The following is a 15,810-nucleotide window of genomic DNA, read 5'->3' as shown; positions in this document are numbered from 1 at the left end:
GCAGTCCCCACCACGGGTTCCCAGTTCCGGGAGGTCCAGATGCACACACCCCGCTCGCACACCTCCGCGCTCACCGCGCACCTCACCGCCACCGCCGCCCGGCTGCACACACTCACCAGCCACCTGCGCAGGCGCCGCCCGGCGAGCCCACCGGACCGGAGCACCCCGCTCACGTCCCGGGCCCGCGTCCCGACCTCCAGGAGCGCGCGGTACGCCAAGCAGTTGTGCAGCCACGCCGGCTGGAAGGCCGCCCGCGCGCAGTGGACCGAGCCCCACGGCGTCATCGAGTTCCCCGGAGGCACCGGCCGCTGCACCGTCACCGCGGAACCCGACTGCCTCCTGCTCGCCGTCGAGGCCGCGGATCCACAGGAACTCGCCACCATGCAGCGGATCATCGGCGCCAACATCGAGCGCTTCGCCGCCCGCGAGGGACTGACCGTTCGATGGGTACCCGACTGAACCCACCGGCAAGCAGGCGCATCGCGCGTCACGGAGCGCACCGTGCGACGCGGATCGTGTCAGCGAGGGTGCTCCTCGCCGTGGCCGGTCCGATCATCGCCGCCCGGGGGAACCTAACGCCGGGGCCAGGTTGTCAAGGGCATGTGGAGACACTGGCGCGCGCGGGGAAGGGTGATCGGTGGACGTTGGCAGACAAGCACGTGACGCGGAGTTCGCCGAGTTCGCGGCAGGTGCCTACCCGTCTCTGCTGCGGACGGCCAGGCTGCTGACAGGTGACCGTCATGCAGCCGAGGACCTCGTGCAGGCGGCCTTGGTGCGGGTGTATGTGCGCTGGAGCCGAGCAGCGAGTTGGGAGGCGCCCAGGGCGTACGCGAGGAAGACACTCGTCAACCTTTACGCGACGTGGCGTCGCCGCCGGTGGCACACGGAAGTCCTCAAAGCGGAGCCGGCCGGCCAGGCCGGCCGGGACGACACCGCCGATCAGGTGGTCGCACGCCATGAGCTCGGCCGAGCGCTGGCCGACCTGCCGCGTGCCCAGCGGGTGGTGCTGGTGCTGCGCTTCTACGAGGACCTGTCGGTCGAGCAGACCGCCGATCTCCTCGGCTGCTCGACCGGGACCGTCAAGAGCCGGACCAGCAGAGCACTGCAGCACCTCAGATCCACGGACGCACTGGCCAACTACGCGGGAAGGACTGGGCGATGAACGACCCGACTCCTGAAGAGGAAGACCTGCTCAGACGTGGACTGCACGACATGGCGGCAACCGAGGCCGGCCCGGTGACGGCTCCTGTCGGCGCGCTGGTGCAGGGCGGCCGCCGAGCCCGCCGGGTCCGCCGCGCCGTCCTGGTCGGCTCCGTGGCCGTCCTGGTCGGGTGCGGATCGGTGGCCGGAGTGAACGCGACGACCGGCACAACCTCCACGGTGGCACAGCCGGCCGTATCGTCCTCCTCGAGCGCGGCGGCGAGCACCACGCCGCTTCCGGCGCGCACGGTCGACCCGGCGCACCAGCAACTCGGCCCGGCCCATCCCGTCGTCGGGCGGACCTACCCCTACGACCTGCTGGTGCACTGCGAGATCCGGTACGCCGTGTTCGGCGGTCGGAGCTGGCAGACCGACCACACGATCGACGCCCCCACGCCGACCCCTGATCCGCGCACCGGCATCACCGCGGTGACGGGCATGCTGCCGGGGTACATGACGCTCGTCTCCGACACGGAGGCCCGCTTCCAGGGGCCGGGGCTGGCGTCACCCGTCGTCTTCCGCGTGATGGACCACGACGCTCCGCTGTGCGCGTAGACCTACCCGGAAAGCGCTGGTGGGGTTTCCCGAACTCGGGCTGTACGGGTACATGCAGCTGTTCGTGTAAGGGTGCGGGTCCTGGCGCCCCGGTGACAACGCGCACGGTCGACCCGTTCTGGCCGGTCGGCGGCAGATTCCGGATGCCGGCCGGTGACGGCGGGACTCGGCCCCGAGGGTCGGCCCCCGCCAGCGCGGTCCGGGTCTGCACTGCGGCGTCAACTCCTGCTATGAGTAGTCGAACAGGTGCAGGTGCAGGCGTAGAACGTTTGGCCGGGCTGGGTTCCGCTCCGCCTGGTCCTGTGCCTGGATGACACGCTTGGAGGGGTGGGGGAACGGATGATTGCTCAGAGCATCGTGTTCATCCTCTTCGGTGTCCTGGTCGTGGTCTTGGGCGTCCGGGTCGCCGCCGAAGGCGGCAACCGGGCCGCACGGGCGCTGAAGAAGGGGCGCGCGGTTACCGCGCAGGTGGTCCGGACCGAAGCGGGCGGCACCACCAAGTACCAGCCGTACAACGCCTATCCGCCGAGCCTGTGTGTGCGCTACGAGTTGGACGGGAAGACCCGCGAGGGGACCCTGTGGCTGGAGAAGTCCCGGCACACGGACTACCAGGTCGGGCAGACGTTGCAGGTCTACGTGTCCGGATCGCACATGAGGAGGCTTCGCACCATGCGTGAAGCGAGCACATACAGCAACGGGTGGGAGGCCGGCGGACTGCTCCTGATCCTGTTTGGCCTGGTGGCGGTCATCGCCGGAATCGTGACGATCGTGCGAGGGGCGTGACACCCGGCGAGCTACGGGGCTGCTCACCCTGCGGACCGACGAGGCCGCGGTCGCACCTCCGCATTCCAGGATCCCTGACATCAGGTGCTTGTTGATGACAGCCGGCCTGGTCTGCCCGGGCCCGAGCCCGCGCCGCTGACGTCAGCGTGCTGTATCTCGCTCCCGGCCGATCGACTTCACCGCGCTGCGCTGGTGACCTGTGCCTCGCGCTGCCCGACGCCTGACGTCGTGCCTACTGACGGCTGGGGAGCATCGCGAGCGCCTGCGACCGCTGGGCGACCAACTCGTCGTAGGTGCCGTCGCGCTCGGCCCACCGGTGCATCAGCACCCCTTTGACGAGGATCTCGTGCGGAGTGGGGTTGGTCTGGAGCAGGTCGAACACCTCGGTGGCGAAGTCGGCGAGGTCGAGCGCGCGGGGGTTGGCCAGTGCGAGTTCCGGCGTGGTGGCGACAGCCGGGGGGACGAGTTCGGTGACCTCGATGCCGGTGCCGTCCAGTTGCGCGCGCAACGCCTCGGAGTAGGCGTGTACGCCGGCCTTTGAGGCGGCATAGGTCGGCATGGGCGGGAACGGCAGGAATCCGATGCCCGAGGTGACTGTGATGACGGTGCCGGTGCCGCGTCCGAGCAGGTGCGGGGTGAACGCGTCGATGACGCGGACGGTACCGAGGAGGTTGACGTCGATCGTCTTCTCCGCGGCACTGAAGTGTGCGGGATCGCGCAGGTCCTCGGGGATCATGACCCCGGACATGGTCACGATCGTGTCGAGGCCCGGGTGGCTGCGGAGGATCGTGTCGCGGGCACGGGCGACGCTGTCCTGGTTGGTCACGTCGATGGGAACGGTGGCGAATCCCTCAGCCGCGAGTCGGTCGAGCAGGTCGGTTCGTCGGCCGCCGACAATGACGGCGCTGCCGGCCGCGGCGAAGCGGCGGGCGAGCTCAAGACCGATTCCCGAGGTAGCGCCGGCGATGAAGACGGTGCGGTTGCTGATGTCCATGGATCACTCCTGCTCAGGGCGCCGACTTCCACGTGCGGCGACACCCTCAGTGTTGATCTGTTCTCCGGCATGAGGCAGTACCCCCGTCTTCCGGGGTCCCAGCAGGGCCCCCTCGGCGGAGAGGGTCCTGAACTACGATGCGAATATGAGCGACGACCGCGCCAACCTGCTCGGCAGCTACCTCCGTGCCCGGCGGGCGCTGGTCACTCCGGAGCAGGCCGGGCTTCCGGCGGGTGCGAATCGCCGCGTGCCCGGGCTTCGCCGTGAAGAGGTCGCCATGCTCGCGGGAATCAGCGCCGACTACTACCTGCGGCTGGAGCGCGGCCGCGACAAGAACCCCTCGGCGCAGGTCCTCGAATCGCTCGCGCGGGTCCTGCACCTCGATGAGCTCGAACAGGAATACCTCCTCGGCCTGGCCGCCCCGCGCCCGAGGCCGCAGCGGCGCCGGAAGCCCGAACGCGTGCCCGCGCGGTTGCATCAGCTGTTGGCGAGCGTGCAGGTTCCCGCGTTCGTGGAGGGACGCGCGTTCGATGTGCTCGCATCCAACCGGCTCGCAGCCGCGCTCTCTCCGCGCCTCCAGCCCGGGTACAACCGTCTCCGGTCACTGCTCCTCGATCCTGAGGAGCAGGCGTTCCAGCAGGACTGGGCACGCTCCATGGAAGGATTCATCGCTGCCTTCAGGAAGTCCATCGGCGACGACACCGACAACCCGCGATTCGTGGAACTGGTGGGCGAGCTGGCCCTGTCGAGCGAGCGGTTCCGAACTCTCTGGGCGCGCCACGACATCCGCAGCCTCGAAGGCGGCACCACTACCGTGAACCATCCCGCCGTCGGCGAGCTGCGCCTGCACCGGGACAAGCTCCCTGTCGGGGATCTGCTCCTGGTCCTCTACTACGCCGATCAGGGCAGCGAGAGCGACGAGAGACTGCGCCTCCTCGCCTCCATGGCGCAGGCGACACCCACCCCCGTCAACTGAACGTCCCCAGAGACAGCAGGGCGCGGCGGTCACGATTCCGAAGAGCCCCAGATCGGGCTTGGGGGGTGCGTCGGGGTCGGCCCCTCACTGCGGCGCTGGCCCGCGCGCTGCAGCTCACCGACGCCGAGCGGGACCATCTCTACCGGCTGGCCGGGCTTGCCCCTCCGGCCGGCGGGGAGATCACGGAGTGCTGGACACGCTGCGTGAGCTGGGCATCGGCTTCGTGCCGTTCTCCCCTCTGGGGCGCGGGTTCCTGTCCGGCAGTATCCGTACCGTCGACGACCTTGACGCCACCGACGCCCGGCGTAACCTGCCCCGCTTCAGCCAGGAGAACATCGACGCCAACCTGAAGATCGTCGACAGGCTCCGCGAGCTGGCCGAGCAGCGGGAGATCGAAGTCGCCCAGCTGGCACTGGCATGGGTGATCAGCCAGGGCACGGTGCCGATCCCCGGTACCAAGAAGCGCCGTTATCTGGAGCAGAACGCGGCAGCGGCAGCGATCGAGCTGACCGCGGAGGAGATCGCCGCGATCGACGACGTCTCGCCCCGGGGCGTGGCCGCCGGCGCGCGCAACACCCCCGCGGGGCTCAAGCGCGACCGCCTCTGACCTGCGCCGGTGGTGCCGCCCACGGGAGGGGCCTTCGCGCTCATCATGTCCGGCGTGCTGATCCCCTCCTCACTGGGCCGCTTCTGGCGCTACGGCTTGTCCGCCGGCGGCCTCAAGGGCTGACGACGCTCATCGGTTGTCCAAGTACTGACATAATTGTGCGTCATAAGCTGGTTGAGGTGGGGCGGATGCGTTCGACGGACGAGCAGGAGCAGGCGGCCACCGCGATGGTGTCCGCGGCGCGGTCCGGTGACCGACGGGCGCTGGAGCAGCTCGTGGAGGCCTATCTTCCCCTGGTCTACAACATCGTCGGGCGGGCGCTGGGCGGGCACGCCGATGTCGACGACGTCGTCCAGGAGACCATGCTGCGAGCCGTGGCCGGGCTGCCGGGGCTGCGCGAACCGGAGCGGTTCCGCTCCTGGCTGGTCGCCATCACGGTGCGTCAGGTCCGCAACCGCTGGCACGAATGGCAGGCACGACCGTACCCGGGCGTGCCGGAGGACGGAGCCGGAGACGCGGCGGCATCGGAGGCCGACTTCGCCGATCTGACGATTCTTCGGCTGGCCTTGTCCGGGCAGCGGCGCGAGGTGGTGGAGGCGACCCGCTGGCTGGACGAGGGGGAGCGCGAAGTGCTCTCGCTCTGGTGGCTGGAGGCCGCAGGCGAATTGACCCGCCGGGAGCTGGCGGAGGCCTGCGAGCTGCCGCCGCAGCATGCCGCGGTGCGGGTGCAGCGGGTCAAGCAACGACTGGAGAGCGCACGCGCCGTGGTCCGGGCACTGACTGTGTCGCCGCGTTGCGGGGAGTTGCTGTCGCTGGTGACCTCCTGGGACGGCCGCCCTTCGGCGCTGTGGCGCAAGCGGCTGGCCCGCCACGTCACGGACTGCCCGCAGTGCCTCGTCAGCGCGTCCGACCTGGTCCCGGCGGAGGGGCTGCTGGCCGGCCTCGGGCTGGTGCCGGTGCCGATCGCGCTGCTCGAACTGATACCGGCGGCCTCCACCGGGGTCTCCGGCGGCACGGCCGGTGGGGCGTCGGGCGGATCCGGGCACGCGCCGGGCAGCGCCACTGGTCGGGCGACCCGGCTGCTGAGCAGGCTGGCGGTCAAGCCGGTGGCCGTGGTGGCCGTCGGTGCGGTGGCCGTCGCGGGAGGTGTCTCGGCGGCGTACATCCATACGCGACCGCACTCGTCGGCCCCGGTCGCCGCCGCTGGCCGGGCGGTGCCGACGCCTTTGCAGACCCTGCCGACCCCGGTGGCGTCCGCCACGCCGACCAACGAGCCGGCCGTGGCACGGCTCTCCGGGCCGCACGCCCTGCAATCGGTCGAACACCCCGGCCGCTTTGTCCTCCAGGTCGGCCGGCTCGGCTTCCTGGACCCGGTCAGCGTCGGCAGTTCGACGCTGACCAGGCAGGACGCCACCTTCACGTTCGTCGCCGGGCTGGCCGACCGCAGCTGCTACTCGCTCAGGGACGCCAGCGGCAGGTACCTGCGGCACTTCGCCTTCCGGGTCCGGCTGGACGTCGACGACGGCTCGTCCATCTTCAGACTGGACGCCACCTTCTGCCCCCGCCCCGGTGCGGTGGACGGTTCGATCTCGCTGGAGTCGTACAACTACCCGGGCCGGTACCTGCGCTACCGCTCCGACTACCAGCTCTGGCTCGACCCCGCCCAGAACACCGACGCCTACCGTGCCAGCCGCTCCTTCCGCGCCGTCGCCGCCTGGGCCTGAGTCGAACCGGGCCTGTGCCGGCGGGTGGACTCAGTTGCGGGTCCACTGCTGGTTGCCGGCGCCGTTGCAGGTCCACAGTTCGAGTGTGGTGCCGTTGGCGGTGCCGGCGCCGGTCGCGTCCAGGCAGAGGCCGGAGAGGTTGCTGGTGATGGTGCCGTTGGTGTTGACGGTCCACTTCTGGTTGGTTCCGCTGTTGCAGTCCCAGATGTCCACCACGGTGCCGTTGGTGGTGCCGTTGTTGTAGGCGTCGAGGCACTTGTTGCCGTAGACGACGAGCTCGCCGCGCGAGGTGGCGGCGTAGCTCTGGTTCTGGCCGCCGGAGCAGTCCCACAGTTCGGCCTGGGTGCCGTTGGTGATGGTGTTCTGGTACAGGTCGGCGCAGCGCCCGGAGCCGGTGCCGACGATCTCGGGGCCGTTGCTGCCCGGGATCGCCTGGATGTGGAGGCCGTTGACGGTGGGGGTGGTGCCGGTGGCGGCGGAGAGGGCGACGGTGTTGGCCGAGCCCTTGGCCAGGGACAGCAGGACGGAGACGGTGCCGGAGGCGGTGGGCGGGAAGGAGACGACGGTGGAGTACTGCCCGTTCACCTGGAGGGTGGCCCTGCGGGCGGTGCTGCCGGTGTTGCTGTAGCTGATGTCGGCCAGCGCCGTGCCGGTGGCCGCGGCGGTGACGGTGTAGCTGGGCAGGGCGGCGGTGCTGGTGTAGGTGGTGCCGGTGGCCTCGGTGCCGGAGACGGTGAGCAGGACGGCCTCGCCGGCCGGCACGGTGGTGCTGTAACTCGTGGCGTAGCTGCCGAGGTTGGCGGCGGACCAGACGTTGCGCACGGAGGCCGATGCCGTGGTCAGGCCGAGGTCGGCCCAGCGTGCGGTGATGGTGGCGGCGGTGGAGGTGCGGTTCAGCAGGACGACCGCGCGTTTTCCGGTACCGGCCAGGATCTTGCTGTAGACCTGGAGACCGGTGCTGTCCTCGGCGACCTTGGTGCCCTGGAGGCCGCGGCTGTCCTGGTCGACGGCGATGGCCTCGGCGTTGCTGAGGATCGCGGCGGTGGCCGAGGTCATCGTGGTGAGGTTGTTTCCGGCCAGCAGCGGGGCGCCGGAGATGGCCCACAGGCTCATCTCGGTGCGGTTCTGCGCGGCGGTGAAGCCGCTCATGCCGACGGTGAGCATGTCGGGGTCGTTGTAGTAGCCGGTGTGCTGGGCGGCGGGGTGCAGTGCTTTGTCGAAGTTGGCCAGCATGGCGGCGGTGGTGGGGGAGCTGCCCCAGTAGATGAGGTCGGTGCTGGTGCGCCACAGGTCTGCTGTCCCGGCGCCCCAGTTCCAGGGCTTGCCGGTGCCCCACTCGCAGGCGGACAGGACCAGCTTGCGTCCCGTGGTCGCCGTGGCCGCGGCGTTGGCGGTGCTGATCGCCTGGTAGGTCGTCTGCTGGTCCAGGCCCTCGACGCTGCCGCCGCACCAGTCGACCTTGACGTAGTCGAAGCCCCAGTTCTGGAACCGGGTGAGGTCCTGCTGGTAGTGGCCCTCACTCCCGGTGTTGGCGGCGGCGGGCTGGGTGGTGGGGTAGTAGTAGCCGCAGCCGTTCTTGCCCGCGTCGGTGTAGATTCCGGCCTTCAGGCCCAGGCCGTGGATGTACGACGCGATGGCGGCCATTCCGCCGGGCCACTGCGTGGTACTGACACTGATGTTGCCGCTGCTGTCGCGGGCGCCCTGCCACCAGCCCTCGTCGATGTTGACGTACTTGTATCCGGCCGCCGCCATACCGGACGAGACCAGGGCGTCGGCCTGCGCCTTGATGGTGGCGTAGGTGATGCTGCTGGCGTAGGTGTTCCACGAGGCCCAGCCCATCGGCGCGGCCGGCACGGCGACCTGGCTGGTGCTCACGGCGGTGGGCGCGGCGGCCAACGGGACGGCAGGCCGGCCGAGGGCGGCGAACCCGGTCAGCAGCAGACCCAGGACGAGGGCCCGGATCGCGGCCTTTCGCAACCAGCGGCGGGCGGCGCGGCGCAGTTGTGATCGAGGCATGACATCTGATCCCTTCGGGGTGGACGAGGGTGCCCGCTGCTCGCGGGTCGGGGATGTTAGCGCTAACAAATGTGTCTGCAGGCCCGACTGCCGCAGGTGATGCTGAGATCGAGTGAATTGTTGACACTGGTGTGACGTGAAGTCAATGAGCTGTACACGTAAGCTCTTTCGGCGCGCCCGGCTTGCCGTCCGAAATCCGCGCCCCGACCCTGAGGGCTGCGCGCCGACGGGCCGCCCCGCCGGCGCGCAGCCCTGTCCGTCAGTCTCCCCGGTGGGCCCCGCCGCGGCTCCGGCGGCCCCGCAGGGCGAGCACCCCGCCGACGGCGACGGCCAGCACACCCGCACCGGCGGCGTAACCCACGCTGTCGCTCGCGCCGGTGGCGGCCAGCGCTCCGTTCCCGCCCGCGGCTGCACCGGTGGCGGTGCTCCCGGCCGAGGCGGAGGCGGACGACGACGCGGACGTCGATCCGGCCGTGGCCGCCGCACCGGCCCCGGCGGACGCGGACCCGCCCGTCGAGGCCGTCGGCGAGGCGCTGGACACCGTCGCCCTGGCCCTGCTGAAGGTCAGCGTGCCGTAGCCGAGCTGGTCGAAACCGCCGCTGGCGCCGCCGTAGTTCCCGCCGCCGCCCTCGGGCCGGACCTTGGCCGCGGAGGCGCTGACGTACGGGGCGGCCAGGCCCCGGCGGTTGACGTAGTGGTTGTAGATCATCTCCCAGATCGGGCGCTCCGCGCCCCGGCCGTCCGGGGACGCCGCGGTGAGGGTCTGCGATCCCGACCACACGCCGGGCGCGCCGTAGTTCCAGGTCCAGGCGGTGAACGGCACGTCCTGGCCCAGGTTCCACTTGGCGACGTACTCGAAGCCCTTGAGCAGGCGGTTGTCGTCGTAGCCGTACAGGTCGATGCCCTGGTTCCAGGCCATCTCGCAGATCGCGCCGGCCAGGCCCACACCGAGGGTGGCGTGCCCCTGGTCCCGGCCGACCTCCACCCACTGGCCGAGGCCGCCGGGGTGGATGAAGGGGATGAGGTGCTTGATGGAGCCGTTGCCCGCACCGGACTTGAAGTAGGTGATGGCCTCGTCGACCTTGGCCTGGTCGTCGCAGAGAATGCCGATCGACAGCACGCAGGCCACGCTCAACAGGTCCCAGCTGCCCCAGTAGTTGGTGGCGAACGCCCCGTTGTGCCGGGCCAGGAAGTCACTGCTCATCGGGTAGAAGATGTCGAGCATCATCTTCTTGAACCGGGCCAGGTCGAAGCCGCTGTATCCGCGCATCAGCTCCGCGGCGTTGGCGAACTGGTACCCGTAGATGCCTGCGGCGATGAACCGGTCCCCGCTGCCGGACAGCGTCTTCATGGTCGCGGACCAGGCGTTGAGGATGTCACGGGCGGCGTTCCCGTGCGCCGTGTCCCCGGTGATCTTCCAGCGCAGGGCGTTCTGGTAGGCGGCGTGGATGTCGTAGAACATGGCGGCGTAGTTCTCCGGACTGCCGGACCCGCGGTAGACCGTGACCTGCGGGTTGGCCTTCCAGGTGCTCTGCGAGACCGAGTTGGCCGCCAGCCGCTCCCAGCCGGCCGTCCACGGCTGCGCGGCCGCCTTGACCTTCGCGGCCATCCGCTCCAGGTCGGATTGCGTGTGCAGCATCCCCGGATGCGCGAATGCCCCGGTGGCCGCCGCCGCAGTGCCACCGCCCAGCGCCATGGTGCCACCGGTCAGGGCCACGGTGCCGACACCGGTCGCCAGGCCGCCGGCGATCTGCAGCAGGCTCCGGCGCTTGAGCATCTGCTGGCTCGTGTTGTGACTCACTGTTCTCCCAAGTCGGATTCGGTCGGTACATCAGGGGAGACCGGTGGGCGGAGCGGAGCTAACAGAAATTCCGGAGTCGGATTCAGAAGGCCTGCGAAGCCTGGATCCGCGGACGGGGCGCCGGCCGCAGTGAATCTCGCACGAGGTCAGGCAAGCGTGATCCGTGGCATTTCGTAGCCGCTGATGAACCGGGCACGGACCGCACGGCAACCCCCTCAGCTCACCTGGCTTCGCTGTGGCACCGTCAGGGGATCTGCCGACGTGGCGCGGGTGAGGTATTGGGGGACCGGGGCGGAATCGGTGCCGGTGTCGCGGACCAGGCCGTAGCGTACGGTCCCGGTTGCTGGGTGATGGGCTCGGTGGCGGTCAGGTCCAGGGTGACGGTGTCCCCGTTGACGGCCTTGCCCGCGACGGGATCGTCGGACGACAGTTTCGCGACCGAGACGGCCTGGGCCGTCTCCTGTCGCATCCGAAGAACACCCGGCCGAACTGGCGGCGCTGTTCGGCTGACCGTCCCAGGACATCAGGACGCCAGGTCAGAAGCTGCCGGGGGTCGGGCCGAGGGTGTTCGTGGGGTCGGCCGGGTCGGGGCCCTGGACCTGGCCGACGTAGAGCTGGAGTTGGGAGCGCAACCGCTCCACCGCGGCGCGGTCGTGCATGAAGGCGACGAATGCGGCGGGGTCGGTGTTCTTGTAGGTGGCGAGAGGCTTGAGGCCGGTCGGGGGCGCGACGTCGGAGCGGGTGGACCAGGTCCAGGAGGCGATGTCGCTCTTCTGGGTGGACCGGGAGAGCAGCCAGCCACGACGATCCCGGCAGCCACGAACGCGCCGAGGTCGGCGATGTGCATGCTGATGGCAAGGCCGATCACGCCCACGGCCTGAGCAGTCGGCCCGACAAGGGCGCGCAGCCGGGCGTTGAGTCGGCCCGTCAGCGTCTGTGCGAGAGCGGCGGCGCCGAAGAACGACGCTGAACACGACCAGACCGGCCAGAGCACGGGACGACTGGGGCAGGGTCCCGCTGATGAAGCCCGGGGCCACCGAGGTGAACAGTCCGAACACGGCGAACGCCGCGAATCCGGCCGCGCAGGCGCTGATGTAGCCCACCGGGTCGCCGTGGTCGACGCTGATCCGCTGGGGGCGGGGCAGGGGTTTCAGGGACCTCGTGCCGACGGTCTCGGGCGTCAGTGCGACCGCGGCCACGGCGATCAGCAGCAGCGTGCCGAAGACGAGATAGGGCATGCGCAGTGGTGCGCCGAGGTACTGGGCGAGGATGCCCGAGACGAGCGGTCCGACGCCGAGGCCGCCGATGTTCGCCGCGGTGGACACGATCTCGAACCGCTGCGGTGCGGCGCCACGCTCGCCCGCGAGGAACTCGGCCTCGACCCGGACGCGCTCGGATCACCGTGGTCTGCGGCGGGCTCGAGCCTGCTGGCGTTCGGACTCGGTGCCTTCGTGGTGGTGCTGCCCTACCTGATCGGCGCCGGCACCGCGGCGCTGCTGAGCGCTGTCGGCTTGGCCGTGCTCGTGATGTTCGCCGTGGGTGGCAGGTGCTGGTCGGCATGCTGGCCGCAGGCATCACCTACGCGGCGGGCCGACTGATCGGCACCTGAGCGGCCTGACTGCTTCAGAACACGCACGGGCCGGAGCGCGACGGAGCGTAAGCCGGAATCAACGGCCTGATCACACGGAAGCTTCACATTCGCCACCGGGGTTGCTTCACGCCTGGTGGATGAAGTGGGCGCCATGAGAACTTCTTCCACGAGGGACCAGGCGACTGGCGGATCCCCTGACGAGTCGCCGGCGCCGGTGGCGCGACTGGTCGGGGCGGTCAAGACGTACGGCTCAGGGCCTGGCGCAGTACGCGCCCTGAACGGGGTGGACGTGGCCTTCGGCGCCGGGGCGTTCACCGCGGTGATGGGCCCGTCGGGCTCGGGCAAGTCCACGCTGCTGCACTGCGGAGTCGGCCTGGACCGACTGACCGAGGGCACGGCGCTGATCGGCGGCACGGATCTGGGCCTCTTGCGCGACCGGGAGCTGACGCTGCTGCGTCGGACCCGGGTGGGCTTCGTGTTCCAGGCCTTCAACCTGATCCCGTCGCTCTCCGCGCGCGAGAACATCACCCTGCCGCTGGACCTGGCAGGGCGCGCGCCGGACCAGGGGTTCTTCGACGAGCTGATCGGAGCACTGGGCCTGTCCTCCCGTCTGGCCCACCGGCCCAGCGAGCTCTCCGGCGGCCAGCAGCAGCGGGTCGCCATCGCCCGGGCCCTGCTGGGCCGGCCGGACATCGTGTTCGCCGATGAGCCGACCGGCAACCTCGACAGCCGGGCCGGCGCGGAGGTGCTGGCCTTCCTCCGGCACGCGGCCCGCGAACGGGGCCAGAGCATCGTCATGGTCACCCACGACCCCGTCGCCGCCGGCTACGCGGACCGTGCCGTGTTCTTGAGTGACGGGAACCTGGTAGCGGACCTGGCTGCGCCGACGCGCGAGAGTGTGCTGGCCGAACTGCAGCAGGTCGCCTCGTGAACGCGGTCGTTCGTCTCGCGGCCCGTGGCGCCTGGGTCAACCGGGGGCGGTCGGTGCTCACCGTACTGGCCGTGGTGCTCTCCGTCGGATTCATGTCCGCGGTGCTGATGCTCAGCGGCGGCCTGAGCAGCCAGTCCGCCAGCGGGGTCACCGCCGCCTACCGCAACGTCGCGCTCGTCGTGCACGGGCAGCAGGTCATGTCCAATCCGCCGGGCGAGTTCATCACCCAGTCCGGAGCGCCCGTATCGGCGGCCGCGCTCGCCGCGGTGCGCGCGGTCCCCGGCGTCACCGAGGCGGAGGGGCTGCGGTCCGGCTACGCGGTGCTGCAGCGCTCGGACGGTACGGTGATCGGAAATCCGGGCACCGGCGGTGGTGTCGGGCAGAGCTGGCTGGGCGACAGTTCGCTCAACCCGTATCACCTGCTGGCCGGGCAGGGCCCGACCACAGCCGGCCAGGTCGCGCTCGACCAGGCGGCAGCTACCGCCTCGGGCGTGACGATCGGTCAGCAGCTGACGCTGGTGACCGCCACCGGACGCCACGCGGTGACGGTGGTCGGCATCGTGGGCTACGGCTCGGCCGACGGCCCCTTCGACACCGCGGCGGTCCTGCTGCCCCCGTCACAGGCGCAGTCGCTGCTGGGCATCTCCGACAGCTACGACCAGATCCTCGTCTCGGCACCCCCCGGCGCCCAGTCCGCCGTCGCCCAGGTAGTCGGACCGTGGAGGGCCCAGGTACAGTCCGGCGCTGCGTGGGCCGCGACGGAGCGTGCGGCGGTCGACAACGCCCTGTCCTTCGAACGGGTCTTCCTGTTCGGGTTCGCCCTGGTGGCGCTACTGGCGGGCGGCACCCTGATCTCCAACACCTTCACCGTCACGATCGCCCAGCGCGCCCGCGAGCTGGCGCTGGCCCGTGCGCTGGGTGCCACCACGCGCCAGGTGCTGGCGGCAGTCCTGGCCGAGGCCGCGGCGGTCGGTCTGGTCGCCTCGCTGGTCGGCGCCGCCGTGGGCGTGGGCGTCGCCGCGCTGCTCCGGACGGTTTTCTCGCTCCTGCACCTGACCTTGTTCGACACCCACGCGGTGTTCTCGATCAGTTCGCTGGCGCTGCCTGCCCTGATCGGCATCGCCGTCACCGTGCTCGCCGCGCTGCTGCCCGCGCTGCGCGCCGCACGAATGGCTCCGATCGCCGCGCTGCGCGAGCCGCAGATCGACGAATCCGGGCGCTCCCGTAGGCGCGCGGTGATCGGCGTGGCACTGCTGGTTCTGGGAGCGGTCGGCACGGTGGCCGGGGTCTCGGGCAGGAACAGCGGGCTGGCCGTCGGCGGGGTGGCGGCCCTGCTCATCGGGGTGGTGACCGCGGGCCCGTTGATCGTCGCGGTTCTGGCCCGAGCCGTTTCCGGCCCCCTGCGTCGGCTGGCCGGCCCGCCCGGGCTGTTGTCGGGCCGGGCGTTGGCGCGCAACCCGCGCCGCTCGGCCGCCACGGCCGGCGGCCTGATGATCGGCGTGCTGCTCGTCTCGTTCATGGCCACGGTGGTCGCGTCGGTGAACCAGGCCACTGGCAGCGCCGCTGCCCAGGGGAACCGGGCCCAGTACGTGGTCACCACGGCCTCGCCCTGGCAGTGGCAGGTCAGCGACGATGTGGTCCGTCGGGTCAATGCGGCACCGGGGGTGACCTCCACCGCCGCGGTCTATGCCGCGCCCGCGCTGGACAACGGCTCCGGGGTGACGGTCGGCACGGTCGATCCCGGGCAGATCGACGCAGCGTGGGACTTCGGCTGGACCGCAGGCTCGCTCACCTCACTGACCGGTGATCAGATCGCGGTCCAGGACACCGCGCTGCAAGGCCACCACCTCGGGGACACTCTCACGCTGACCCTGGCGGACGGCACCCCGCACACGGTGCGCATCGCAGCCGTCTACAGCTACGGATATGTCGGCTTCGACGCCCCGACCTACCTGCTGCCCCCGGATCTGTTCCACGCCCACGCCACTCAGCCGGGCGCCGAACTGCTGCTGGTCAACGCGCCGCACTCGAGCGTGAGCGCCATCAGCGCCGCGCTGGGCGGCGACCAGTCCGTCACTGTGCGGACCGCGGCCGCCTGGATCGGGCAGGGCAATCCCAAGGTCAGTCAGATCGCGAACCTGTTCTACGCCCTCGACGCCCTCGCCGTGCTCCTCGCCGTCGCCGGTGTCACCAACACCATGGCGCTCGCGGTACGCGAACGCCGCCGCGAACTCGGTCTCCTGCGCGCCGTGGGCACACTGCCCCAGCAGATCGGACGCATGGTCACGGTGGAGGCCGCAGTGCTGGCGGCGTACGGCACCGCAACGGGCACACTGCTTGGTGTCCTCGGCTGCTGGGCGCTGACCAAGTCGTCGACCTCGTCCGACCTGTCCCGCTTCCAGCTCCCGGCCGGTCAGCTCGGTGTCATCGCCGCCGCGGCCGTCGTGGCGTCCGTGGTGCTGACCGCGCTACCGGCCCGCATCGCGCGACGCAGCCCAGTCCTGGAGGCGATCACCACGGAGTGAGGGGACATATCAGCGACAATGCACGCTGAGCCCAGACGATGGCGGTGGCCCGCGAACCGGGCCACCGCCCACACCGCCGCACACCGCCGCACACCGCCGCACACCGC

The 15,810-nt window shown here is 70.7% G+C and carries 15 protein-coding genes; 10 read left to right on the top strand and 5 right to left on the bottom strand.

The annotated features are described in order from the left end of the window. The first annotated feature begins 39 nt into the window (after positions 1-39). The 4 genes from ABH941_RS07490 to ABH941_RS07475 all read left to right on the top strand — a co-directional run bounded on the left by ABH941_RS07490 (position 40) and on the right by ABH941_RS07475 (position 2,538). Positions 40-459: a DUF2218 domain-containing protein gene (locus ABH941_RS07490; protein ID WP_370127814.1), complete on the top strand. Its 420-nt coding sequence runs from the start codon at positions 40-42 to the stop codon at positions 457-459. A gap of 178 nt (positions 460-637) precedes the next feature. After that, the gene (locus tag ABH941_RS07485) at positions 638-1,162 is read left to right on the top strand and encodes a SigE family RNA polymerase sigma factor (RefSeq protein WP_370127813.1); all 525 of its coding nucleotides are present in this window, start codon (positions 638-640) and stop codon (positions 1,160-1,162) included. Continuing rightward, positions 1,159-1,755: a hypothetical protein gene (locus ABH941_RS07480; protein ID WP_370127812.1), complete on the top strand. Its 597-nt coding sequence runs from the start codon at positions 1,159-1,161 to the stop codon at positions 1,753-1,755. Before ABH941_RS07485 ends, ABH941_RS07480 begins: the two co-directional genes overlap by 4 nt. A 339-nt stretch (positions 1,756-2,094) precedes the next feature. Next, a complete protein-coding gene (locus tag ABH941_RS07475) occupies positions 2,095-2,538 on the top strand; it encodes a DUF3592 domain-containing protein (RefSeq protein ID WP_370127810.1) in 444 nt (147 codons plus the stop codon). A gap of 232 nt (positions 2,539-2,770) precedes the next feature. Here ABH941_RS07475 and ABH941_RS07470 read toward each other — a convergent pair whose 3' ends face one another. Then, positions 2,771-3,532 carry an SDR family oxidoreductase gene (locus ABH941_RS07470; protein ID WP_370127809.1) on the bottom strand — a complete coding sequence of 254 codons (762 nt, stop codon included), beginning with the start codon at positions 3,530-3,532 and terminating at the stop codon, positions 2,771-2,773. A gap of 145 nt (positions 3,533-3,677) precedes the next feature. Here ABH941_RS07470 and ABH941_RS07465 point away from each other — a divergent pair, with 145 nt between their 5' ends. The 3 genes from ABH941_RS07465 to ABH941_RS07455 all read left to right on the top strand — a co-directional run bounded on the left by ABH941_RS07465 (position 3,678) and on the right by ABH941_RS07455 (position 6,839). After that, positions 3,678-4,508 carry a helix-turn-helix domain-containing protein gene (locus tag ABH941_RS07465; RefSeq protein WP_370127808.1) on the top strand — a complete coding sequence of 277 codons (831 nt, stop codon included), beginning with the start codon at positions 3,678-3,680 and terminating at the stop codon, positions 4,506-4,508. 187 nt (positions 4,509-4,695) lie between these two features. Then, a complete protein-coding gene (locus ABH941_RS07460; RefSeq protein ID WP_370127807.1) occupies positions 4,696-5,115 on the top strand; it encodes an aldo/keto reductase in 420 nt (139 codons plus the stop codon). A 188-nt stretch (positions 5,116-5,303) separates the two neighbouring features. Further along, the gene (locus tag ABH941_RS07455; RefSeq protein ID WP_370127806.1) at positions 5,304-6,839 is read left to right on the top strand and encodes a sigma-70 family RNA polymerase sigma factor; all 1,536 of its coding nucleotides are present in this window, start codon (positions 5,304-5,306) and stop codon (positions 6,837-6,839) included. Positions 6,840-6,869: 30 nt separating this feature from the next. Here ABH941_RS07455 and ABH941_RS07450 read toward each other — a convergent pair whose 3' ends face one another. From ABH941_RS07450 to ABH941_RS07435, 4 genes are all read right to left on the bottom strand, one after another. Next, entirely contained in the window at positions 6,870-8,855 is a 1,986-nt protein-coding gene (locus tag ABH941_RS07450) for an RICIN domain-containing protein (protein WP_370127805.1), read from the bottom strand. Between the two features lie 259 nt (positions 8,856-9,114). Next, complete coding sequence (locus tag ABH941_RS07445; RefSeq protein WP_370127804.1) at positions 9,115-10,656, bottom strand: alginate lyase family protein; 1,542 nt, start codon at positions 10,654-10,656, stop codon at positions 9,115-9,117. 244 nt (positions 10,657-10,900) lie between these two features. After that, positions 10,901-11,125: a hypothetical protein gene (locus ABH941_RS07440; RefSeq protein ID WP_370127803.1), complete on the bottom strand. Its 225-nt coding sequence runs from the start codon at positions 11,123-11,125 to the stop codon at positions 10,901-10,903. A 67-nt stretch (positions 11,126-11,192) separates the two neighbouring features. Then, positions 11,193-11,981, bottom strand: coding sequence for a hypothetical protein (locus ABH941_RS07435; RefSeq protein ID WP_370128156.1), 789 nt, complete (start codon positions 11,979-11,981; stop codon positions 11,193-11,195). On the opposite strand from ABH941_RS07435, the gene ABH941_RS07430 reads away from it, so the two are divergent. The 3 genes from ABH941_RS07430 to ABH941_RS07420 all read left to right on the top strand — a co-directional run bounded on the left by ABH941_RS07430 (position 11,886) and on the right by ABH941_RS07420 (position 15,703). Further along, positions 11,886-12,254 (top strand): VIT1/CCC1 transporter family protein, encoded by a 369-nt coding sequence (locus ABH941_RS07430; RefSeq protein ID WP_370128143.1) that lies wholly within the window; start codon positions 11,886-11,888, stop codon positions 12,252-12,254. The genes ABH941_RS07435 and ABH941_RS07430 overlap by 96 nt on opposite strands. A 144-nt stretch (positions 12,255-12,398) precedes the next feature. Next, on the top strand, positions 12,399-13,178 hold the full coding sequence (locus tag ABH941_RS07425) for an ABC transporter ATP-binding protein (protein WP_370127802.1): 780 nt from the start codon (positions 12,399-12,401) through the stop codon (positions 13,176-13,178). After that, a complete protein-coding gene (locus ABH941_RS07420; RefSeq protein ID WP_370127801.1) occupies positions 13,175-15,703 on the top strand; it encodes an FtsX-like permease family protein in 2,529 nt (842 codons plus the stop codon). The genes ABH941_RS07425 and ABH941_RS07420 overlap by 4 nt, the downstream gene beginning before the upstream one ends. Positions 15,704-15,810: the final 107 nt, after the last annotated feature.

Origin of the sequence: Streptacidiphilus sp. EB103A (genome assembly GCF_041261405.1) — a bacterium.
GTDB lineage: Bacteria > Actinomycetota > Actinomycetes > Streptomycetales > Streptomycetaceae > Streptacidiphilus.
This window is presented reverse-complemented; position numbering and strand designations above follow the sequence as displayed.